The organism is Paenibacillus sp. Y301 (assembly GCF_059445505.1).
This window is the reverse complement of the sequence record NZ_JCAIUL010000001.1, coordinates 192,078-213,629: the sequence shown is the minus strand read 5'-3', so window position 1 is coordinate 213,629 and position 21,552 is coordinate 192,078. Positions and strand designations below refer to the sequence as shown.

General features: G+C 42.0%; 25 protein-coding genes. 6 read left to right on the top strand and 19 right to left on the bottom strand.

Annotation, left to right across the window (positions count from 1 at the left end; translation table 11 throughout):
• Positions 1–24 precede the first annotated feature (24 nt).
• From AC1D69_RS01000 to AC1D69_RS00950, 11 genes are all read right to left on the bottom strand, one after another.
• Complete coding sequence (locus tag AC1D69_RS01000; RefSeq protein WP_495454728.1) at positions 25–714, bottom strand: N-acetylmannosamine-6-phosphate 2-epimerase; 690 nt, start codon at positions 712–714, stop codon at positions 25–27.
• A gap of 29 nt (positions 715–743) precedes the next feature.
• Positions 744–863: a sugar ABC transporter permease gene (locus AC1D69_RS00995; RefSeq protein ID WP_495454727.1), complete on the bottom strand. Its 120-nt coding sequence runs from the start codon at positions 861–863 to the stop codon at positions 744–746.
• The gene (locus AC1D69_RS00990) at positions 809–982 is read right to left on the bottom strand and encodes an SGNH/GDSL hydrolase family protein (RefSeq protein WP_495454288.1); all 174 of its coding nucleotides are present in this window, start codon (positions 980–982) and stop codon (positions 809–811) included. Before AC1D69_RS00990 ends, AC1D69_RS00995 begins: the two co-directional genes overlap by 55 nt.
• A 5-nt stretch (positions 983–987) precedes the next feature.
• Positions 988–1,899: a dihydrodipicolinate synthase family protein gene (locus tag AC1D69_RS00985; RefSeq protein WP_495454287.1), complete on the bottom strand. Its 912-nt coding sequence runs from the start codon at positions 1,897–1,899 to the stop codon at positions 988–990.
• 465 nt (positions 1,900–2,364) lie between these two features.
• Positions 2,365–2,454: a YjcZ family sporulation protein gene (locus tag AC1D69_RS00980; protein WP_495454726.1), complete on the bottom strand. Its 90-nt coding sequence runs from the start codon at positions 2,452–2,454 to the stop codon at positions 2,365–2,367.
• A gap of 283 nt (positions 2,455–2,737) precedes the next feature.
• Positions 2,738–2,842 carry a YjcZ family sporulation protein gene (locus AC1D69_RS00975; RefSeq protein WP_495454286.1) on the bottom strand — a complete coding sequence of 35 codons (105 nt, stop codon included), beginning with the start codon at positions 2,840–2,842 and terminating at the stop codon, positions 2,738–2,740.
• 216 nt (positions 2,843–3,058) lie between these two features.
• Complete coding sequence (locus AC1D69_RS00970; RefSeq protein WP_495454285.1) at positions 3,059–3,154, bottom strand: sporulation protein YjcZ; 96 nt, start codon at positions 3,152–3,154, stop codon at positions 3,059–3,061.
• A gap of 94 nt (positions 3,155–3,248) precedes the next feature.
• Positions 3,249–3,686, bottom strand: a complete 438-nt coding sequence (locus AC1D69_RS00965) for a NucA/NucB deoxyribonuclease domain-containing protein (protein WP_495454725.1) — start codon at positions 3,684–3,686, stop codon at positions 3,249–3,251.
• Positions 3,687–3,940: 254 nt separating this feature from the next.
• Complete coding sequence (locus tag AC1D69_RS00960) at positions 3,941–4,843, bottom strand: carbohydrate ABC transporter permease (protein WP_495454284.1); 903 nt, start codon at positions 4,841–4,843, stop codon at positions 3,941–3,943.
• Positions 4,840–5,706, bottom strand: coding sequence for a carbohydrate ABC transporter permease (locus AC1D69_RS00955; RefSeq protein WP_495454283.1), 867 nt, complete (start codon positions 5,704–5,706; stop codon positions 4,840–4,842). The genes AC1D69_RS00960 and AC1D69_RS00955 overlap by 4 nt, the downstream gene beginning before the upstream one ends.
• 102 nt (positions 5,707–5,808) lie before the next feature.
• Positions 5,809–7,167 carry an ABC transporter substrate-binding protein gene (locus AC1D69_RS00950; protein WP_495454282.1) on the bottom strand — a complete coding sequence of 453 codons (1,359 nt, stop codon included), beginning with the start codon at positions 7,165–7,167 and terminating at the stop codon, positions 5,809–5,811.
• Positions 7,168–7,322: 155 nt separating this feature from the next.
• Between AC1D69_RS00950 and AC1D69_RS00945 the strand changes: the two genes are divergently transcribed.
• From AC1D69_RS00945 to AC1D69_RS00935, 3 genes are read left to right on the top strand one after another with little or no spacing between them, the layout of a single operon-like run.
• The gene (locus tag AC1D69_RS00945) at positions 7,323–9,116 is read left to right on the top strand and encodes a sensor histidine kinase (protein WP_495454281.1); all 1,794 of its coding nucleotides are present in this window, start codon (positions 7,323–7,325) and stop codon (positions 9,114–9,116) included.
• Positions 9,117–9,138: 22 nt separating this feature from the next.
• The gene (locus AC1D69_RS00940) at positions 9,139–10,695 is read left to right on the top strand and encodes a response regulator (RefSeq protein WP_495454280.1); all 1,557 of its coding nucleotides are present in this window, start codon (positions 9,139–9,141) and stop codon (positions 10,693–10,695) included.
• Positions 10,696–10,698: 3 nt separating this feature from the next.
• Positions 10,699–11,691, top strand: a complete 993-nt coding sequence (locus AC1D69_RS00935) for an AraC family transcriptional regulator (protein ID WP_495454279.1) — start codon at positions 10,699–10,701, stop codon at positions 11,689–11,691.
• Positions 11,692–11,745: 54 nt separating this feature from the next.
• On the opposite strand, the gene AC1D69_RS00930 is transcribed toward AC1D69_RS00935, so the two are convergent.
• Positions 11,746–13,320: an alpha-L-rhamnosidase-related protein gene (locus AC1D69_RS00930; RefSeq protein ID WP_495454278.1), complete on the bottom strand. Its 1,575-nt coding sequence runs from the start codon at positions 13,318–13,320 to the stop codon at positions 11,746–11,748.
• Positions 13,321–13,853: 533 nt separating this feature from the next.
• Positions 13,854–14,006: a hypothetical protein gene (locus tag AC1D69_RS00925; RefSeq protein ID WP_495454277.1), complete on the bottom strand. Its 153-nt coding sequence runs from the start codon at positions 14,004–14,006 to the stop codon at positions 13,854–13,856.
• Positions 14,007–14,190: 184 nt separating this feature from the next.
• On the opposite strand from AC1D69_RS00925, the gene AC1D69_RS00920 reads away from it, so the two are divergent.
• Positions 14,191–15,273, top strand: a complete 1,083-nt coding sequence (locus AC1D69_RS00920) for an AI-2E family transporter (protein WP_495454276.1) — start codon at positions 14,191–14,193, stop codon at positions 15,271–15,273.
• On the opposite strand, the gene AC1D69_RS00915 is transcribed toward AC1D69_RS00920, so the two are convergent.
• The 3 genes from AC1D69_RS00915 to AC1D69_RS00905 form a co-directional block, all read right to left on the bottom strand.
• On the bottom strand, positions 15,274–15,696 hold the full coding sequence (locus AC1D69_RS00915; RefSeq protein ID WP_495454275.1) for a hypothetical protein: 423 nt from the start codon (positions 15,694–15,696) through the stop codon (positions 15,274–15,276). It abuts the gene before it with no gap.
• A 31-nt stretch (positions 15,697–15,727) separates the two neighbouring features.
• Positions 15,728–16,396: a uracil-DNA glycosylase gene (ung, locus tag AC1D69_RS00910; RefSeq protein ID WP_495454274.1), complete on the bottom strand. Its 669-nt coding sequence runs from the start codon at positions 16,394–16,396 to the stop codon at positions 15,728–15,730.
• Between the two features lie 192 nt (positions 16,397–16,588).
• Positions 16,589–17,482, bottom strand: a complete 894-nt coding sequence (locus tag AC1D69_RS00905) for a hypothetical protein (RefSeq protein WP_495454273.1) — start codon at positions 17,480–17,482, stop codon at positions 16,589–16,591.
• A gap of 194 nt (positions 17,483–17,676) precedes the next feature.
• Here AC1D69_RS00905 and AC1D69_RS00900 point away from each other — a divergent pair, with 194 nt between their 5' ends.
• A complete protein-coding gene (locus tag AC1D69_RS00900) occupies positions 17,677–17,904 on the top strand; it encodes a hypothetical protein (protein WP_495454272.1) in 228 nt (75 codons plus the stop codon).
• Positions 17,905–17,994: 90 nt separating this feature from the next.
• Here the strand turns inward: AC1D69_RS00900 and AC1D69_RS00895 are convergent, their stop codons facing one another.
• From AC1D69_RS00895 to nfsA, 3 genes are all read right to left on the bottom strand, one after another.
• Entirely contained in the window at positions 17,995–19,101 is a 1,107-nt protein-coding gene (locus tag AC1D69_RS00895; RefSeq protein ID WP_495454271.1) for a Gfo/Idh/MocA family protein, read from the bottom strand.
• A 75-nt stretch (positions 19,102–19,176) separates the two neighbouring features.
• A complete protein-coding gene (locus AC1D69_RS00890) occupies positions 19,177–19,602 on the bottom strand; it encodes a MarR family winged helix-turn-helix transcriptional regulator (protein WP_495454270.1) in 426 nt (141 codons plus the stop codon).
• Positions 19,603–19,686: 84 nt separating this feature from the next.
• A complete protein-coding gene (gene nfsA / locus AC1D69_RS00885; protein WP_495454269.1) occupies positions 19,687–20,427 on the bottom strand; it encodes an oxygen-insensitive NADPH nitroreductase in 741 nt (246 codons plus the stop codon).
• Between the two features lie 178 nt (positions 20,428–20,605).
• Here nfsA and AC1D69_RS00880 point away from each other — a divergent pair, with 178 nt between their 5' ends.
• A complete protein-coding gene (locus AC1D69_RS00880; RefSeq protein WP_495454268.1) occupies positions 20,606–20,974 on the top strand; it encodes a winged helix-turn-helix transcriptional regulator in 369 nt (122 codons plus the stop codon).
• Positions 20,975–21,552 lie beyond the last annotated feature (578 nt).

Below are 21,552 nucleotides of genomic sequence, written 5' to 3'. Positions count from 1 at the left end.
CAGAGATAAGCGCCCGAACATGTATTATTGCATAGCCTTAATAAATCGTTGCGTGATCTCCATCGGTCTTGTAATCGCCGATCCGACAACAGCTGTATACACGCCTAAATCGAACATTTTCTTCAATTCTTCAGGAGTAGAGACTCCTCCCTCAGCTACGATTGGAATAGAGAAGTTCTTACAAAGTTTCTCTACTAATTCGAAATCCGGTAAGGATTTACCTTTTGTGGCTTCTGTATATCCGCTTAAAGTCGTCCCTATACAATCAAATCCCATCTCCACAGCTTTGACTGCTTCCTCGTATGTTGAGCAATCTGCCATAAATAGCTGATCTTTATAGGTTTCACGTATTCGTGGGAATAGTTCAGAAATGGTAGATCCATCTGGTCTTACTCGATCCGTCGCATCCATAGCAATAATATCTACACCTTCACAATAAAGTTCATCTACTTCTTTTAATGTGGGTGTGATAAATACTGCAGAGCCTTCATACACACTTTTAATAATCCCTATGATTGGTAGGTCAACTGTTGTCTTGATTTGCTTAATATCTTCTACACTATTCGCTCGAATTCCCGAAGCTCCTCCCAAGAAAGCAGCGTAAGCCATTCTTCCCATAATAAATGGACTATGCAACGGTTCTTCAGGTAAGGCTTGACAAGAAACAACGAGCTTACCTTTTATCTTTTGTAACATATTGTTTTCGGTGTTCATCATTACCAACCCCTAACTTTTTTTTGGATTTACTCTTTAACTGCTCCGGCCGTCATTCCACTAGTGAAAAAACGTTGGAATAACAAGAAGATCACTAGCATTGGAATGGCAGCAACGGTTGCTCCAGCCATTTTATAAGCAAAGTTGATTTCCCTAGTTCTCCATCTAGTAGACTTGTCCATCTCGCGGTATCATCAAACCTACCATCACTCTCAGCATTGTAGCCCCAAGTATTCGAGTCTCCAAAACATACTATTGTTTTCTTCATCGATATTACCGACAATATCTTGCGATAGCTTGATCAATCAACTGCATAACCGCTTCGATTTGAACGCTATCTTCGCTGTGTATTCCTTCAAGTGGTGATCTCACACTACCAATGTCGACTCCTCTTCTTTTCAAGACTTCTTTTATTCCTGCATACATCGATCCCTTTAACGAACACAGCGCAATGATAATATCATTAATATCACTTTGAATTTCTCTAGCTTCATTGAACTGTCCAGCTTTCACGAATTCATTCGCCTGTAAGAACAATTCTGGCATAACGGCATACGTACCGCCAATTCCAGCGTCTGCTCCCATGATTCTTCCTGAGACAAACTGTTCATCCGGACCGTTAAAGACGATAACATCATCTCCACCGACTTTCTTGAAACGCTCAATATCCATTGTTGGCATTGATGAATTCTTAACTCCAATAACTTTCTTATTAGCAAGCAACTTCTCAAATAATGCTGGCGTTAACGTAAAACCAGTTAGTTGCGGAATATTATAGATAATAAAGTCTAACGGCGTTTCTTCCATAATGTCCGTCCAATATTTATATACAGCACTGTCTGGCAATTTGAAATAAATAGGTGGAATAGCAGACAATGCATCATACCCTAACGCTGCCGCATGTTTAGCTAATTCAATACTATCTCTGGTAGATGGTGCTCCTACATGAGCAATAAGGGTCATTTTACCCTTCAATTGATTGGCAACGTAACTCAGCACAGCTTTGCGTTCTTCTAGGTTCTGATAAATACACTCACCAGAACTACCTCCTACATAAACACCCTGAACTCCTTTATCAAACAAATAATTACATAAATCCTTGGTCCGACTTTCTGAAACGTTTCCTTGTTCATCATAGCAAGCGTAAAAAGCAGGTAATATTCCGTGGAATTTTTCTAATGTCACGTTTCTTCCCCCAAGTAAGTTATTATTTATTACATTTGAAGTTCATACATACAAAATATCATGGATTCATCAATTTGTAAATTATTTTCTCTATTTTTATTAAAATAAAAATTATTTCCACCTGACGTAATAATACAATGAAAATGTTTTTATGTAACCGCTTAACTTTATTTTAACTAACCTTTAGTTAAAGCGCTTGCTCCATTTCATGGAAGGTACATTATTATTCAAATGCAATAATAGTGGGTAATATCCTATCAGGAACAGAAACGGTAAAGGAGTTGATAACGATGAGTACACTACTATGGATAATCATTATTCTCTTGATTCTTGGAGGCGGAGGTTACGGTTTCTTTGGACGCCGTCGCTAAGATTTATAAGTGGAAATTTATTTCAATACATTGTAAGAAAGGGCCCTGCCATTCATATGGCAGGGCCCTTTCTTATATACGTTTTATTCTTACATTACACCCAAAGTGCTTTAGTAATAATTACAAGTAGTATAAACAATACTAAAATGGCACCTGTAGATCCGCCTAAACCTAACCCGCCTATTCCTCCGACAGGTGGACAACATACTCCAGCAACAGGTCCTACATTATTATTTGCAACGTTATTTCCACCATTACATCCACAACCATATCCGTTTACTTCTCCCATGTTTAATTCCTCCTTTATTTGTGTACACCGTAGTCTATGTATAATCCGCAAAATGGGATGGGCTATCTGGTAAAGAAATAATAAATTTATTGATTTCAGTCTTTGTCAGGCGTTTTCTCGCACAAAAAAAGCTCTGCATTCATTCGCAGAGCTACATATAAGGCAACGATCGACTATATTAAACCCAAAGTGCTTTTGTAATAATAACCAACAAGATAAACAATACCAAGATTGCGCCTGTACTAGTGAACACTCCACCACCGTATCCTGCATTTTCACTCATGGGTAATCCCTCCTTTTCTTAAGGTACAATCTATTTTATGTACAAAACAGAATAAGGACAGGGCTTTCTAGCATAAAAATAGCATATTTTTATGGAATTTTTACTAGTCTATAAGTGCATATTTTCACTATACTATTCATTCCATATCTAAATACCAAACAGGCTGCCCGATATTCGGACAGCCTGTTTTACTAAATCATTGTAAACATGTATTCATTATAGAATGAATGTTTTAGAAATAATTACGAGCAAGATGAACAATACTAAAATTGCAGCTGTTGATGTTCCGATACCTCCAGCAAAACCTCCCATTTGCAATTCCTCCTTTTTCCGATGATACAACAGCTTATGTTCAAAATCGGTTAAGGTAAGGGCACTTCGGCAAATAATCAAATCGATCCCTTTATTATGGAATTATGAATTCTATTCGACTTCCATCAGGGTATTCCTCAAGCTGATTTCCTACCCAACTTCCTGCTCCTCTATTGTCCTTTGGAGTTATGTATTCAATATCTGCACCATCTCCGCCTTCCATACACATGGCCATCGGCCACTCGTCTCGGTCATATCCCTTTTTCGTTGGAATGCCCTTTAATGATTCAGTACGATTAGCTTCTGCACCTGAACGATCAATCGTACAAATGGCCGAATGCCCCGTACGGATAGCCTCTTCAATGTGTGCTGCCGTCTCTGGATATCGGTCTGTAGGAAACTCTAATGAGTAATCAACATCCGTGCGAGTCTCAACTTGATCCGTCTTGTTTGAAACATCGATATCGCCGAAATAGAATGCTCCTAGTGCTACTATTACTGCGAATACAAGGCTAAATACGGATCGTTTCATCTTCTTCAATCTACATTCTCCCCCTATGTTAAAAGCCATTTCGGTAATGTAGAAATATATCATATTTTGAGTAATCTTGCCATAAGGGAATAGAATTGTCTAGCTGATCCTTAGATTTAATCGTTGTTTAGGGGTAATCAGTCCATATTCAGGCTGAACGGCGCCTGCAAGTTAAAATCCCCATAGAAAAGCAACCGGCAGCTTTTCTACGAGGATTTAATTAATTATACAAATTAACATTTGAGACTTGCTATTCACCCCTTAACCGAGCCCACAGTAAGTCCTCCCACGAAATACTTCTGTAGAAAGGAGAAGGCAATCAACAGCGGCATTGCACATAGCATGCACGCTGCAAACAGCACGTTCCATTGAGTCGGGTTCTGCTGGTCGCCCATGAATCCTAGCATCGCCAGTGGCAGCGGAGATTGTGAAGACTTGGAAATAAAGGTCATGTTGAAGAAATAATCGTTCCATATCCAAATACCCTGTGTGATGATAACCGATACGGTAACAGGAATCAACAGCGGGAATACCACCGTCCAGAAGCGACGGAACAGTCCCGCGCCATCAATATGTGCTGCTTCCTCTACCTCTTCTGGAACACCGCTGCGAATAAAGCCGGTGTACAGGAATGTCGAGAACGGTAAACTACAGGTTACGAACATCAGGATCGGCGTATACTGCGTGCTGGGAATACCCAGACTGTTGATCATTTGTACGATTGGAATCAGTACCATCTGTCCAGGTACAACCAAGCCTGCCAGAAAGAAGAGATACAAAAACTGGCTCCATCTGCTTCTGATTCGGGCCATAGGATAGGAAGCCATGGCCGCGAAGATCACCACCAATAGCACGGAAATCACGGTCAGCACCACGCTGTTCAGTAGGGCGGAACCAAAATGCATCCGCTCAAAAGCTATACGGTAACTGGTGAAGGAAATCTCATTAAACAAATTCAGCGGATTCGTATTGTTATCTGGAGACCGTAGCGAGGTGGATAGCACAATCACCAACGGAATTAGATTAAGCACCATAATAATGATGACAAACATCTGAACCAGTATCTTTTTGAGCAAAGCTCCGGGTCTGACAGACTTCCGCGCGTTCAAGGCAGGATCTGGCTGAAGCATCTTATCTACAACCGTTCCATTGCTCATGCGGACACCTCTTTTCTATTCATCAGCAGTACAGACACAGCAGTAACAACGATAATCAGCATAAATGAAATGATCCCAAGTGCCGAGGCCTTTCCAAACATTTGCTCTGTAAATGCCATTTTGTATATTGAATAAATCAGAGTGTTAGTTGAAGTTCCCGGACCTCCATTGGTCATAATGAACGGAAAATCGAAGGCTTTCAGCCCGTTAATTAGGCTCAGCGTCGTATTAATCGTAATGGATGTGGCGAGTAGCGGAAGCTTCACAAACCGCAGCAACTTCCAGCCGCCGCAACCGTCGATCCGTCCGGCCTCCAAAAGATCATTTGGAACGGTCTGAAGCCCTGCCAGAAAGATAATCATGGTTGTACCGACATTTTTCCAGATTTCCACAAAAATGATGGAATATAGCGCTGTAGAATAGCTACCCAAGAAGTTTAAGTTGCCGTTTGGAATTCCGAGCTTATCCAAGAATGTAGCAATCATTCCACTGTCAGGCATATAGACATAGCTCCAGATGAAACCGACCACTATTGCGCTGAACAAGGTGGGTATGTAGGAGATCGTGCGGTAGAAGCCCTTGCCTCGAATCTTCATGTTCAGCAACAGCGCCAAACTGAGTCCGATCAAGTTGCCTGCCACTACGCTGACTACGGTATAAATGAGCGTATTACTGATCGAGTTGCCCAGAGTGCCTCCGCTAAACAAATTCTTATAATTATCGAAGCCGATGTAATTGAAGGTTTGGGCATACCCGTTATAGTCAGTCATGCTGTACTGAAACAGCTTAGTGATTGGAAAAATCCAGAAGGTCAAATAAAAGAGCAACGCCGGGACCGCGAAAAAGTACATCGTTTTTTTCATTACATTTGATTTCACCTCTGTCTTATCCTCCTGTCCAAAATCGTTCCGCCTCCCGGCTGTTAAATTCCAAGGCTGGCGGAACAATTATCAGTTATGTCAAATTTAGTTTCTCCACAGTTCCTTAAACTTCGCATCCATAGCTTCTGTAACTTGCTCTGGAGTTGTCTTACGTCCACCGATAATTTCAGCGAATTTAGCTTCCATTTCTTCAGCAACACCAGTTGGCCACATCTGGTTCGGGAAGTACACGGACTTTCCGTTATTCAAATAGGAGTCGTTGACTTCTTTGAACAGATCATGATTCAGCACTACACCTTTGTACACACTTATAGAGCTATTGGCTTCGGTCCATGCCTTGAACAAGTCAGATTGACCGTCGAATAGATAATTCATAACTTCCTTTGCGATATCCAGATTCTCAGACTTCGCGTTCAATGCAAAACCTGCTGCGGTTGCGGCTGAGACATATGTTGGCTCTCCTACTTCATTCGCCGGCAGCGAGAAGAATCCGCGGGTAAAGTTGGCTGCACCCTTGGCCGTCATTGTGGAATAATCGAATGTTCCGTCAAATACCATTCCCGCTTTGCCATCTACAAACAGTTGAGCAGCTTGAGCGCTTCCAAGTCCCAATGAATTTTTAACCACAAAACCTTTGTCGTATAATTCTTTCATTTTAGAGATGGTAGCAACCCATTTCGGATCTGTCAGCGATTTTTCACCCGCTTGGAGTTTATTATCAAAGTCCATTTCATCCGGATAAACTAAATTTGCAGCGATTTGGTACATTCCAAACTGCAAGAACCAAGGGTCCTTATCAGCCAACGAGATCGGAGTAATTCCTGCATCCTTCAGCTTCTGACAGGCTTCCAGGAACGAAGGCCAATCTTTTGGCATTTTCGTAATGCCTACCTGCTTGAACAAGTCCTGATTATAATAGACCCCAAGATAATCCAGTCCTCCTGCGATTCCATAAGGTTTGCCCTCATAAGACATATCATCTTTTGCCCCCTGGCTGATGTTATCCCAGAAGGTCAGGTCTGATAGATCGGCCGCATAACCAGCCTTGGCCATATCCAGAACACCGAGCGAAGCATTTCTTGGAAATACCCAATAGATATCCGGTCCTTGACCTGAAGCAAGCTTGGTGCGGATAGAAGTGAAATACTGCTCATCCGGAAGCTTTGAGGTTTCCAGGGTTACGTTAGGGAATTTTTCCTTGACAAGTTTAGGCATAACATCGAGTGCAAAATCCTGCCCATCCGGGGCTTTTGTACCGGATACCATCATCGTGAGCGTTATCTTTTTCGCAGTGTCCGCAGTTGCTGAAACTTCCGGAGTATTTGAAGCGTTTCCATTGTCACCTACAGCATTACCATTGTTTCCCGATCCACAGCCAGCAAGAAGTGTAAGCATCAAAGCCAGCAGCATGGTTCCTGTCCGTTTCTTTGTCCTATTTTTCATTTAATAACCCCCCCAATTTTCTTGTAACTTCATTTCCCCCCAGCAACCAAATCCTGTTAGTTGTTGTATTGTTATTTTAATATTGTAAGCGGTATAATTACTTTTGTATTTAGGGTGCACTATTTTACGAATGTGTTTACATTGGAGGAAGTTGCATGAAATTTGTCAGTATCAAAACTAAGCTTTTACTGGCGCTCGTCCTTGTCTCCGTCATTCCTATTGTCATCGTCACGTATAACTCCTACCAGAGCTATACCAATCTGGTCAACCAGCAAACCTCACTTGTTGCCTCCAACACAATACATAATACCGTTCAGGGCATCGAAGACATCTTTAATAATATTGAACGAATCTCGCTCACCATTCAGCAGCAGTCCTCCAGTGCAACCGCATACAGTATAGTAAGCGATGAACTCAAGAAGCTGGCCGACACCAACGATTCTTACGACATTTTTATTATACAGAACAAGGTAAAGCTGATCTTCGAAAATTTGCTGCTCAGCTATGATTATATTAACGGGATTTATCTTTTTTCTCCTGATGGCAAAAATATAAGCTACGGTAGCACGGCAGAACTTCAGGTAGGTTACGTCCCATTCCAGGATGACTGGTATAAGAAAACCATTAGCAACAAAGGCCAGCTCTATATCGGAGAACCAGGAATAAAACCTTATATTATTAACTCTGAACCTTCTCTTGTCTTTTCCCGCGCACTTTACGATATGAAGACACAAGAGTTTCTTGGCGTATTCATGCTTGACTGCAGTCTGAATATTTTTAAGAACCTGAACAAGGATGCCGTACCCAATATGAGCTATTTTGTCCTAGCGAATGATGACGGTAACATTATCAATGACAGTACTGGTAAGAACATCGACACCCGACTGCCAGAAGACCTAATTCGCAAAACGGAAACCATGCAGAGTGATGAGCTTGAATTTTACAATGGGGACACTTTGACGGTGATCCAGCGACTGCCGGTCTATCACTGGACAGTCATCGCTAATATATCGTTAAGCGAACTGTATGAGAAATATGGTATCTCCCAGAAGCTAATCGTTTATATTTCTTTTACTTGCGCTGTTATTTTTATTTTGCTCTCTGTCCTACTGTCCAACTGGATTACCAAACCCATTACACGTCTAGCCAAAATAATGCGCAAAAATAAATCGCAAAAGTTCATTACCACGGAGATTGAGCCTCATCGGTTCGATGAAATCGGCTTCCTGTATACGGAATACAACAAAATGATGAAGGACATCGATACCTTTGTCAGGGAAAGCTACCAGAACAAAATCCTGACGATGGACTCGCAAATGAAAGCGCTTGAAGCCCAGATCAATTCTCATTTTCTTTACAATACACTTGAATCCATCAACAGCATCGCCGAAATTGAGGAAGTAAATAGTATCGCTGTGATGACCAAATCACTGGGGGATATGTTCCGTTACAGCATCAAAACCGATAGCGAATTGGTGCTAGCCCGGGACGAGTTACAACACGTAGACAACTACATGGCCATTCAGCAGATTCGTTATGGCAGTAAAATCCGTTATGTCAAAGAAATGGAGGAAGCCGTGCTGGAAACAAAAATTCTCAAGTTAATCCTTCAGCCCTTAGTGGAAAATGCCGTTTACCATGGTTTAGAGAATAAAAAGGGCAAAGGCATGCTCCTATTAAAGGGCTTCCTGGAGCCGGAGACTGGGAGGATTATCTTTGAAATCCACGATGACGGAATTGGTATTTCCGGAGAACGGCTGAAGGAAATTCAAGGACTACTGGATCAGCCGCCGGAGTTCATGGGGCTTGGTCATCGAAACAGGCAGAGCATCGGTATAAAGAATGTACACTCCCGCATTGCCCTATATTACGGTTCTGATTTCGGGCTGGCGATTACCAGCGAGCCTGCAGTCGGCACGACTATCACTTTGACACTCCCATCCAAATAACGAAGAAATGAGGTGCTGGACCATGTACAAATTCATCATTATCGACGATGAGCCATTGATCCGACAGGGTCTACTGAAAAAGATCCGTAGCGTAACTGAGGAGCTCATCTTCTGCGGAGAAGCGGACAACGGCGAGGATGCACTAGAGATTGTCCGCATGGAGGACCCACACCTGATCTTCACCGATATGCGGATGCCCGTTATGGACGGAAAATCACTGCTACGGCAGCTACAAAACCAATATCCGGATAAAAAGATCATCGTCATCAGCGGTTACTCTGACTTCGAATATATGCAGGAAGCCATCTCTGCCCGGGTAGTCCACTATTTACTGAAGCCGTTTAGTAAAGATGAGATTAGAGATGCAATTTCCAAAGCATTAACCGCGATCGAAAGTGAGCAGTCCGCCAAAGCCGAGACGCTAAGTATCACCAGAGTAGCTGAACAGCTCAGTCTGCTTGGAGATATGCATGCATTACTACAATACGTTGCCGGTTTCTATCCCGCTAATAATCCGCCTACTTTCCGTTCTGCTCCCCTGCGTAGTCTCATGACTTCCAGCAAAATGGCCCTGCTAACCCTCTATAATCCGAAGGAGTTAGCGAATCAGGAACCCAGCTTGGAGAGGTCTCATCTGTTCCTTCTCCACCCGCAGAGCAGAAAACTGGCTTTTTCTCTCCAGCTATATGACACTTCACTTAAAGACACTGAAATACTTGAACTGGCTGCTTCCGAAGCTAGGAAGTTAATCCTCGACACTGGACCACAGGCCTGCATCGGCATCAGTAATGTAAAGAGGGATGTGAAGGAGCTACAGCAGGCACGTGAGGAGTCAATGTCTGCTTTAAACTGCCGTGCCATCGCCGACCAAGGACAGTACTTTCTCTACCATCCGGGAAGTTATCAGGCTGAGCCAGTATTGTGGGAAGGCAACCGAGACCTACTTTTTTTTATCGAATCGGGCCATAGCGAGAAAGTGGCTAAAAGGGTTCTTGATTATTTTGATTATTATCGAGGGCAACCTGCGGCGACGATTCATCAGCTCAAAGAGAATTGCCGGAATATCATCGCTGATGTTAAAAATTTGATCTCTTCTTATTTCCCTACCCAAAACGGGCAGCATCCGTCTTCAAGTCTAGAAGCACTACTGGGTATTTCCTTTGATGCTGAAGAAATCCAGCAGTACTTCTTAACGGTACTCACCTCCATCGCAGACTTACTGAAGGAGCAATCGGTCTATTCTTCACCTAATGTCATCGACAATGTAAAGGTATATATTCGCAAAAATATAGCTTCACCGGTCACACTCGAGCATCTGTCGGGCCTGTTCTATATCAGCCCTAGCTACCTCAGTTTTCTGTTCAAAGAAAAGACCGGCGAGAATCTGATTGATCATGTCAACAAAGAGCGTATCGAACGCGCAAAGCTACTGCTGCGCTCCAGTGATGATAAAATTTATAAGATAGCTAAAAATTTGGGAATCGACAACGCTAAATACTTTTTTCGGCTGTTCAAGAAAATGACTGGATACACACCGGAGGAGTATCGTAAATTGAGCGAAACCGAAAAGGAGGCATGACCTATGGATCATGCAGAACTTGAACTGTTTCTCCGCCACCATGATGCCATAGAAGCCAAGCAACGGCTCACCCGCCGCAACATCGAAGAATACGGCGGCCAAGAAATGACTCCGTCTCAAGGGGAACGAGTTCCACGTCTGCCAGAACACTACTTTTTCAACCAGGGCGATTATCATATCAGCAAGCACCACAGATTTGCGACCATGCCAGATCATACCCATTCATTTATTGAGCTCAACTACATGTACTCCGGCCGCTGCCGGCAGACCATCGGCGGATCAACCATCGAGCTAACTCAAGGCCAGATCTGCTTACTCGATACGGATGTCCCCCATTCAATTTCCATCCTAGATGAAGATGACATCCTGATCAATATTCTTATGCGAAAGGAAACACTGAACGCGGCATTTCTGACACGCTTGGGGATTGACAGGAGATTAATCGATTTTCTGGTCAATGTCCAGTCTCCGTCAGCCGTCCACGACCGTTACCTCATCTTCCGATCAGAAAACTGCCACAGCCTTCATCATACTCTCGCTAGCATGATGTGCGAGTATTTCGCTCCGCGTGATTTCTCTGCGGATATGATAAGTGGCTATATGGTCATCGTCTTCACTGAGCTTATGCGGGTGCTCAAACAGGATACTACCCTAAGTGAACTACAATTAACCAAACGGGCCGATCTGCTGGAAATTCTACAATATCTGGAGCGCCATTTCCATAATTGTTCCCTGAAGAATTTAGCTGCGCACTTTAATTTCAATCCGAATTATCTGAGCAATCTCTTAAAGAAAAGCACCGGCAAGACCTTCGGTGAGTTGGTACAGGAGCATCGTATGACTTATGCCGCTCTCCTGCTCGCCCATAGCGACCGCCAGATCGGAGAGATTGCTGAAGAATGCGGGTATGAAAGTTTAAGTTTCTTCTACAAAAAATTCGCCGAGCGCTATGGACTAACTCCACTACTATACCGCAAGCAAAATGAATCAAACTGAGGTCCCCGCTGGCTGCGGATGTCTCAGTTTGTTCTCGTATGAAATGTAGCTACCCTATAACTTATATTTACGGATCAGATAAGTCGGTGTACAGCTCCAAGCATGACAGTAGCTGTTTATCAAATGGCTTCCATAGGGTGAAAAGCTCTTATCGTTTGGATCATATAGCTCCCAGAACGTATCGGCTCCATCCTTGAGCATTTGCCCCCAATACTTCTTAATCTCCAGGATGGCAATTTCCTTCTCGCCGACCTGAATCAGCGCCTCAATAAAGTGATGGACCATATAGGGTGTGGACATAGGAATCGCAGACTTGTCATCCAGAAGCCTCAGCATAAGCTCCTTCCCACGCTCCGGTACTATAATTTCGGCCAGCACCATCCAGATTTGTGAGGCAAATGATATCTGTCTATTACAACCACTGATGAAAAAGCCTGATTGGGAGTCCCATAAATGTTCTTTCGTCGCTTGCGTAAGTTTTTCGATCCTCTCCTCCAGCTTATCCTTCCTCTCATCTCCGAGCAGATTTGCCAGATGCAGTGCGCGCTTCATATTATAGATTAAGATGGCTTGGGAAGGAGCCTGCTTGTTCAGGTTGGGATGCCAATCAATAAAGGACCACCAGCTCTCGTCATCGGTTACGATTCCACGCTCGTCAAGTCGTTCTAGAGCAAGCTCAATCTGCCGGTATGCAGACGGCCACAACTCCTCAAGTGTGTTCAGGTCATCCGTAGCCAAGAAATAATCATGAAGTGTAGAGACAAAAAAGAGTGAATAATCATAGAGATACGTATCGTCCGCTGTCACCTGTGGCTTCATGAACAAATTGGCCGTGATCCTGCCTCTCTCATCCGGATGGGCTGCGAACAGATACAGACAGCGCTTCACCAGATCGTTGCCTGAGAAAGTCTCATAATTGGCTAACGCCTGCAGCCGTAGATCTCCGAGCCATAGTCTCCGATCCCGCTTGGGCCCGTCTTCGAACACGTCCTGCATGCACTCCTCCAGCGTTTTTATGCTCACTTCATCTATCGCTTGCAGTTCCACGTCTGAATGAGTCAGCACAGACAGAGTAGAGCGATCTGCCGAGGTTACCGCCGTGCAGCTGATCTCAGGAAAAGATACCTTGTATTTTGGCGAGGTATCAAGAACCTTTAGCTTGAGATACCGGAAGCTGTATCTTCGTTCCAGATTCAGGGTGGCGGGAAGTATATCCAGATGAACCCGCTCCTCCTGCAACCAGGAGCTGCTGAGCCATCCGTTATATTCCGAGAAGGGTTCCGCCATCTCTACAGGCATTTCACCCAGTGTGACTTGCAAATGCAGCGGGGCATCCGGCGGGCTGCCCACAGGAACGATCCGAATCGCCAAATTCCCGACCAGATGTTCTCCGAAGTCTACAATAACCTCTTCTCCTTTGCCGAATGAAAGGGTTGAAAGGTCTGCTGCGCTACACTTCACTTCTGCCTGCCACCCATGTATCACCTTTTCTTTTTTTATAACGTTCACGATCTGCTTCGGGGTACACTCCCTGTAAATAAGCCGAGGTTCCAACTGCTCGGCAACTGCGGAAAATGCCTCATTTTTATGAATGGTTACTGCTTCCTGTCGCTGTATAGCTTGTGTCATGTTAGTTGTTCCTCCTTCGACATGCTTCTTTTCCTCTTCTAGTAAACCTTATTCCAACTTGTTTGAATATACAGTGAATACAGCATATCTTACTCTTATTACAGCTACTTATAGATTTGACATTTGAGTCGGATCTACTTTTAGACGTTCAACATGGCTCGTGAAATGTGAAGCAAGGTCGCTGGTCGGTCTTGCTTTGACGCAGAGACTGTCCGATATCTATATACTTCGCACGTCTTCCTCATCCAGCAGATAACTGATATTTCCACCGTTTAGTTCATCCCAATCAAATGCCCACATATGATCAGTGATTTCCATCATCTCCTAGATAAAATCAAAAAAATGGTTACATGGGCTTCAAGAACTTAATATAGAAGTAATCTATTAGATCAATATTATTAAAAAGATCCAATAGACTATAAATTTCTTCTAAAAAAATAAGACGACAGCGTATCATCATCAAGATTGATACGCTGTCGTCTTATTTTATCGGACAATTAATAATGAATTAGCTGATAGTATACACAACTATCTTAATGCACGTCATTCGTTTTCTCATAGGCAATCAATATGAATTCTTTACCCGTGAGATCAGTTACAAGAGATTCAGCTTCTTGGATCGCTTTCAGCGTTTGTTCATCTTTGTTCAAGGGTGCTATGTGATAGCCGTCTGTGTTCATATTCATGATCTTGACACCTCATTAATTGTTTTAAAATATAGCTTGTCCAAGTTCATGGTAACTATTCTCCACCACGCGTACTAATAAATATAAATACATCAGATGAATCATAGAACAGACTATTGGTTAAAAAAGAAAGGTAGGCGCAAACATTTGCCTTGTATACAATACATAGGTTGGAGGGGTCTTCATGAATCAGAGTAAATATTTCCGCACGTGTTTAAGTATTATTGCTACCATGCTTATTATTTATATGGCATTTAAATTAAGCTTTATCTTACTTCCCGTACTATACGTTTGTAAGTTATTGCTCGTCCCATTTGCACTATCGGGCTTTCTATTTTACTTATTACGTCCCATTATTAATTATTTACAGAAGCAAAAATTGAATCGTAGCGTATCTGTCATTATCATATATCTAGCTTTTGCCGGATTATTAATTCTCTTCTCCATGCTTGTGTGGCCAACACTTCGCGATCAAGTACTAACATTTATTGATAACGCCCCACACTTAGTAACCGATCTGCAAAAGCAACTACAACAAGTACAACAGAACCGTTTCTTTTCCAAAATCATCCCATCTGAATCAGAGCTTTATTCTCGATTCACAGAATACCTAAATCAACTGATTTCATGGATTACGGATTCTATCTCTAACTTCGTAGGTGTGATCTCTAATGTGGTTATCATCCTAGCGACGATTCCTATCATTCTGTATTATATGCTAAAAGAAGGAGCTAAACTCCCCTTTATCCTTCTGCATATCATTCCACGCCGTTACCGGAAAGATGGCAGAGAGATCATAACCGAAATTGACACAGCCTTAAGTCAGTTTATTGTAGGACGTGTACTGCTGAATCTTATATTAGGTGTGATGATGTATATCGGTTTCTTAATTATCGATCTCCCTTATGCTCTACTTCTGTCTCTGATTTCTGCGGTACTAAATCTCATTCCATATGTCGGTGCTTTAATCGCTACTATCCCTGTGGTTATCGTTGCACTAACGGTCTCACCTTCGATTGCTATATGGTCTGTCGTTATCATTATTATTGCTCAACAAATACAAGACAATATATTATCACCTGTCATTTATGGTAAACAACTTGATATCCATCCGTTGACGACCGTTATTTTATTGTTAATTGGTGCAGAATTTTTCGGAATTATGGGCGTGATCCTTGCCATACCCGCATATATGGTTATCAAAATCATCCTCATTCACATCTACGGATTGTTTCTTTCCGATAAAGTCGAGGACATTATTGAATAATTAAGGCTGACTACGTAAAGAACGAACAACGAATTGAAACTGGTCTTTCTTCAACGTTGTCCCGTCAATTAAGGTCACATATTCTTTGTCATGTGCTGTTATCTTCGTACCATATGTCATTAACTGATCCTTATTCCACACCATAATGAATGAATTAAAATATATAGCATTATCAAATTGAATGTCCGATGTTAACATATAACCTACAGAATGGAGCAAAGATCGTTCTAGTTCCTTTTGATAAGGATCAATGGCATTCGCCAATTCTATTTTACTAATCTCTTGAAAGTATATCTTTTTCTCATTCAATCCTTTTACAATGCAGAATCCAGAAGAATCCCATTTTCGTAATATACCTTTGATTTGAAGATAACTATTTTGCTCTAGATATATCACCACTTGTCGCCCAATCCAGTGCTTCACCCTGAACCATCTCCCTACTCACGAATGACGTTTACAGATTGGGAATAACCCAATCAATCGGAACTGCTCCTGATGACGCTAGAAATGTATTCGTTTGTGAGAATGGCTTACTACCCAGAAATCCTCGATGTGCCGCTAATGGGCTTGGGTGACTGGATTGAACGATGTGGTGTTTGCTCGTATCGATAAAAGCCTTCTTCTTCTGCGCATGACTTCCCCATAGTATAAAAACAATAGGATTGTCACGTTCATTCAACTTATGAATGATGGCGTCTGTAAACACTTCCCAGCCCAATCCTTGATGAGAAGCTGGCATTCCCTCCTGTACCGTTAGAACCGTATTTAACATAAGAACACCTTCTTTGGCCCAATGCTTTAAATATCCGTGGTTGGGGATATCTAAATCTAGGTCTGCATTTAATTCCTTATATATATTTCTCAGAGACGGTGGAATGCGCACATCCGGCATAACAGAGAAGCTCAAACCATGCGCTTGCCCTGCACCGTGGTAGGGGTCCTGACCTAATATTACAGCTTTCGTCGCACCGAATGAAGTAAGTTTAAGAGCCTCATATACACATTCCCTAGGAGGAAATACGGTATGATGCTCATATTCATTTGCTATCTTTTGTTGTAGTTCAAGAAAATAAGGTTTATCTATTTCATCTTGCAATTGTTCATCCCAATCATTTCTGAACATCTATTTCAACCCTTTCTAATGACCATGTCTTTTCTTACAAAAATAAGCCGACTCCAATATCCGGAGCCAGCTTATCTCATCTATACTTCAATCATGCTGCCGTAACGGAAATCTAACCCGCACGGTAGTCAGCTACCCATGTGTATAGTTCCTTTCGCTATTATATCAATAGGACTAGATAAGTCAAACAATCTATTGGATAGCCGTCCCACTAAGTGAGTGTAAGATAAACGCCATCGCTTTTACCTTTACATCATCGTCTGCCACAACACCGGCTATCATCGTAAGCGATTGGACTGGTAAACTGGAAGCTAATGCTGTGTCCGTTATGTCTATACCAGCAACTATTTCTTGTCCACTCTCCTCGTTCTTTTTACGTTTCAGTCGTATATCATCCGAAGCAAGTTGTCCCTCTGAAATAATAGACTTCAGATCCTGAAGTCCTTCCTGCTGCCCGATCCATGATAGAGTTGCTTCATCCATAAAAATCATGTCAGGCTTATTAGCTGCCAGCTCAACTACGGCCCGTTGCATTAAAGTCATATCTAATGTTTCCACACTATTTCCTGTCGATGGAAGATTAATAACCGTTGTCTCTACTCTCTTCCACTCTGGAAATTGCTTAACGATTTCATTATTAAGATCGTCATATTTCCCTTTGGGGTCTTGCAAGGCAAAATTACCTACAAACATAATCTTGGCATCTACTGGAGGCAGCGAAGCTAAATACTTCTGTTCCTGATTGTATTTATAAAGAGCGTTCCCACCAAAGATCAATGCAATCAGAACAATAATAGAAATCACGGTATGGATTTTGTATAGTCGAAAAAAATTCTCTACTCTACGTGCAACGTTGGCTTGTCTTCCCCATTTCTTCATCCTCTGATCTTCCGCTTCCATAATCTCTTGTTGATCTAATTCATCAAGAATGAATTTGTACGCCTGAAATTCCTCTTCATAAGAACTATCGGCAGAATTAGAGCGTTGCCGCTTCAGAAGTAAGTTAAACCTTCTGTCCAATTCCTCTCGTGTGATGTCTTCAGGTAAGCTTAAATATTCATATGTTTGCTTCATCTTCTCATTCAAGTTTAAATTTCTCCTTCCTAATACTGGTCGTTGTTTTAATTATAGATTAGATTCCCGTGGGAATATATGAAATTTTCTTCATAAGCATCACTTTAGAAGGATGAATGGTGTAACGCTAATGAGATCTAAAGGATATAGTAGAACTAGCAGAGGTTACATGCCACATTAAGATAAACATAAAGGAGCGTTTACCTATGAACTCAAATAATAAACGCTCATTATTTACAGACATGGATTTCTTTATCGCAGCTTTGTCACAAACACTAGTGTCCATATGGGATGAAAATGAAGATTCAACCTATTGTTGTGTTGGACTCGGTTACGTTGAACAATATAGCCCTGAATGGATACGTATTCGTGATGCAAAAGACGGAAGTACGATGTATTATTCGCGTGACCTCATCCATTTCCGGACAGAATAGGGCACATGAAAAAAACGCATAACTCTCCATATTTCATGAGAGTCATGCGATACAATTCAGTCATTATAAGTTTCTAGTAGATGGTCCCGTTCATAAATATTGCCGTTCTCCGGTTTGTGCTGCTTGCTCCACTGCATCAAGTAACTGATGAAGTTTGACTGCATCTGCAAAATTTGGTGTTAAGGATGTTCCTTCCTTAATATTGCGGGCGAAATTATGGTAAGCCTGCGCAATATTCAGAACAAATCCCGAGTCATTTATTAGGGAATCCGGTACCCAGTAATAGGAAGCCGGAATTGTTAATTCATGTAACTCTTGGTCCATAGCTCCTGCTCCTCGTAATTGATGGGATCCGAATTGAATCGAAGCTGGTGCACTCAACACGATTGTTCCCTTGTCTCCAAATATTTCTAGCATAAGCCCTGTTTGCTGCTTCACTCCACCTTGAATATGAACGCTGGCCGCTGCACCGTTCGTCAATTTCCCTGTAATCAAGATTTGATCATCGGTCGTCTTCTTAATGAACTTATGGATATCTACCAATTCGACTTCGGGAAACTGTTGTGCTGTGACAGCAGAAAGTTCTGTAAAGTCTCCAAGCATATAGGTAAATGCATCCAGATTATGTCCGCCCACAATAGTGAGCAGATTCCCTCCTATCTTCCGATCAAATAAGTACGCAGTGGCCTTGTCAGCCACTCCCCCCATTCCATCCAAAGATATTTTCAAATTAGCTGACAAAACTTTTCCAACATACCCTTCCTTCAATAAATCTTTCACATAATTAATGGCTGGAGCTTGTCTGCCCTGTAATCCAATTGCATTGGGTAAATGGCCGGATGCTACCCACTCCTGCATTTCAAGTGCTTCATTCGTATTTGATCCGAGTGGCCATTCACAATATATCGGTTTTCCCGCAGGAACAATGGCTTTAACGGCATTATAATGTTCCTTGACATTAATACTAACGACTACCATGTCCACATCAGGATGCTCGGCCAATTCCTTTATGTTATCAAAGCCGTGTTCTGCACGAAAAGCTTCTGCACTCTTCTTCGCACTCTCCAGGTTACTTGTCCCAACTGCCGTAAGCTCAAACTCATTCAAGTGCTCAATGGCTGGAATATGTGTACCGCTTGCCCATCCGTTATTAACTGATCCGCCTATAATTCCTGTACGTATTTTATTATTACTCATGTGACAACCAACTCCATATTTGAATTTTGATATCTATATATATTTAGCCTGCTAAGTAAATTCGCAAGAGAAAGCTTAGAATAAGTTCCTCTCCATCTGCTTCAAAAGCCTTCTTAAAAGCAAGCGTTCTTCCGGTAAAATAGAATCTAGTAATTTATCTTGCTCCTGTCTCCATTTGAAATCAACCGGATCCTCTAAATCTTTACCTTTATCAGTAAGAAAAATCCGCATTACCCTTGCATCCTGTTCATCACGTTTTCGGTAAATAAATCCGTTTTGCTCCAGTGACTTAACCATGTTTGTTACCGTAGGCGGTTCGCAATTCAGATGTTCGCACATTTGTATTTGTGTAATCCCATCGCCTAACCACAACCGGTAAAGCAAATTCTCCTGGCCAACATACAGATTAAGTTCCCTTAGAGATTCACTATAATCCCGCCGCATTTGGGAAGAAATTCGATCTAACGACTGACGAATATCGCAATCAATCTTATCATTCATATTTTTCCCTCAACTTGTAAAGTATATTTAGCGGACTAACTATAACATCGTGAAATGGAGGTGTCCACATCTCTTAAGGGTCTTTTATTTGTTGGCGTATCCTTGTTTGTTTAAATACTCCAGCATTTCAGGGAGAATACTTCTTTGGAGATGATCCTGGATATGCTCACTCCATCCTTTTACTTTTTTCACGGTGAACGGAGCTTTAACAGGACGGCCTTCATAATAATTCAGCATGGCTTCATCATAGACGGTTAATTGCTCTTTATCGAGTGGCTGATACTGGTTTTCAAATAATACCATGGATTGAGGCAAGCGTGGCTTCAGTGCAGGCTTATCTCCAGACGGAATACCAATACATAGTCCCACCAATGGAATCACATACTTGGGTAAATTCAATAGTTCTGATAACTCGTTAATATTAGATTTAACCCCACCTATAAATACGCCGCCAAGTCCCATAGATTCTGCTGCGGTTAACGCATTTTGCGCCATCAGCCCAGCATCAAGTGAACCGATCAGAAGAAATTCAATATAATCAATATCAACATCCGGGGCAATTTGATGATTCCGGTTGAAATCAGAGCAGAAAATCCAAAACTCAGCTGCTTCTTCAATATAAGGCTGATTGACACAGAGATGCATCACCTTTTTACGCAGGTCTGGATCGGTGATTCTAATGATAGAAACGGCCTGTAGAAGGCTGAAAGATGATGTTTGATTTGCTGCATTAAAGATTGCATCGCGTTGTTCCTCTGTCAGGGGTTCATTGGTATAAGAACGAATGGAGGTATGATTGTGAAGCAATCCAAGCGTATTATTCATTTAATTGGTCTCCTCTTAAGGTTATGTTACAATAATCCTTAGCTTGCTAATTATATAACAATGTTTGCATTTGTTATAAGCCTTGTCACCATCATAAGGTCATGTGTTTCATTTGCAAAGTAGGCAATTTAAATGTACATAGTACATGTATTTGTACCTTTAGACTAGGAGCGATATCATGAGGGTTTGTAATGAAGGATTTGATAAAGAGTTTATTAATGATACAAGGGATATGTACGCAATAGCTTTTACCCAAAATGTACTTTCAGGACGCTGGAAATATTTCATCATCTGGTACTTGTCAGGGGAAAAACGCCGTTTTACCGAGATAAAAAATTTCTTAGGAGGTTTATCGCAAGGCTCCCTCACAAAGCAGCTCAAAGAACTGGAGGATGACGGAATTATTAAGCGCGATGTGTATCCGCAAGTTCCGCCACGAGTCGAATATTCCCTAACAGGGAAAGGGATTAAGCTACTGCCTGTCCTTAAGAAGATGGAGGAATTCGGTAAAGAATACGGGGAGAAGCCTGATTTCGTTGAAGGTTAGTCGGTTCATAATCTTTGCCTGAAGCTTTAGGGCGGATTCAAGTCGAACAAATATCGCATCTGCATCGGATACCGACTTGGCCGCATAATAAGCCCGTTTATCAAAAGCTTTTTGTGACGATGATCCATGGTCCGTTCAAGAAACAACTCATCTGGCGAAAAATCCCCAAACGGCCCGTATAAGAAGAATGGAGAGATCACTCCAGCCAGCCTCCCCTTCCGGAACAAGTCTGTATATTCGTCCGCTCCCCACGTGCAAATTCGGCCCTACAGCGGCACCCAGTATTCCTAACGCTTGAGAGTTAACCCCCTATATTACACAGAAATTTCTAGAACACATAAGAAGCATTCACCAACATCTGATTCCAAGACCTTCGTCATAATTCCGAGACCACTTACTCGCCATTGGTGTCGGTTGTTAATTATTGCGTCTGTTTACTGCGTCCATTCACTGCATTACAGTATCATCTAACAATAGATCAATAAATGATGAGGATCGGTCATTGTTTGTAAGAAAACGATAATTTATTATAGTTTCATAGATATGTAAACGCTAACAAAGTAAAATATGGAAAAATA